This is a genomic window from Mesorhizobium sp. M7A.F.Ca.US.002.01.1.1 (assembly GCF_004022955.1).
GTDB lineage: Bacteria > Pseudomonadota > Alphaproteobacteria > Rhizobiales > Rhizobiaceae > Mesorhizobium > Mesorhizobium ciceri.
In genome coordinates this window covers 1-1,121 of sequence record NZ_RZQE01000913.1, presented here as the reverse complement: position 1 = coordinate 1,121, position 1,121 = coordinate 1, and the positions used below count along the sequence as shown (strand labels likewise).

The following is a 1,121-nucleotide window of genomic DNA, read 5'->3' as shown; positions in this document are numbered from 1 at the left end:
TTCCGGAACTGTTCGAGCGCTACGGCGAGACCGAATTCAGGGCGCTGGAGCAGCGCGTCATCCTGCGCGTGCTGGAAAACGGGCCGCAGGTGCTGTCGACCGGCGGCGGCGCCTTCATGAATGCGCAGACGCGCGAGGCGATTGCAGCGCAGGGCGTCTCGGTGTGGCTGAAGGCCGAACTCGACCTTCTGATGGATCGCGTCGCCAAGAAACAGAACCGGCCGCTCCTGAAAAGCGCCGACCCGCGCGCCGTGCTGGAGCGGCTGATGGGCGAGCGCTATCCGGTCTACGCGACATCGGACGTCACAGTGCCGACCCGCGACGACCGCAAGGAAGTCATCGCTACCGAGGTGGTGGACGCGCTGTGCCGGCATTTCGGCATTGATCAGGCGGCTGCGACGGGCGAGGTGGAACAGTGAGCATCGAGGCACCCGTTGTCGTCGAAGTCGGCCTTGGCGACCGGACCTACGACATTCTGATCGGCTCGGGGTTGTTGGCCCGCGCGGGTGCCGAGATTGCGCGCCGGCTGCCGGGCACACGCGCCGCGGTCGTCACCGACGCCAATGTCGCGGCAGCGCATCTCGATGCGCTGAAGGCCAGCCTCGAAACGGGTGGCATCCAGACCGCGGTGATCACCCTGCCGCCTGGCGAGAAGACCAAGAGTTTTGCCCATCTCGAAGAGGTGGTCGACGGTGTGCTGGCTGCGAAACTGGAGCGCGGCGACATCGTCATCGCCTTCGGCGGCGGCGTTATCGGCGACCTTGCCGGCTTTGCCGCCGGCATCGTTCGGCGCGGCATGAATTTCGTGCAGATTCCGACCTCGCTGCTGGCGCAGGTCGATTCCTCGGTCGGCGGCAAGACCGGCATCAACAGCCCACGCGGCAAGAACCTTGTCGGCGTCTTCCATCAGCCGAAACTGGTGTTGGCCGACACAGGGGTGCTCGACACGCTGCCGATCCGGGAATTCCGCGCCGGCTATGCCGAGCTCGCCAAATACGGGCTCATCGACCGGCCGGAATTTTTCGCCTGGCTGGAAAAGAATTGGGTCCAGGTTTTTGCCGGCGGGCCGGAGAGGGCGCAGGCGATTGCCGAAGCCTGCCGCGCCAAGGCCGACGTGGTTG

At 65.9% G+C, this 1,121-nt stretch carries 2 protein-coding genes; both read left to right on the top strand.

Features of this window, described 5'->3' with window-relative positions; translation table 11 throughout:
* Positions 1-419, top strand: a 419-nt coding sequence (locus tag EN932_RS36690) for a shikimate kinase (RefSeq protein WP_128369552.1), incomplete at its 5' end; no start/stop codon positions are given.
* On the top strand, positions 416-1,121 hold a 706-nt coding region (locus tag EN932_RS36685), incomplete at its 3' end, for a 3-dehydroquinate synthase (RefSeq protein ID WP_164890869.1). The genes EN932_RS36690 and EN932_RS36685, both read left to right, overlap by 4 nt.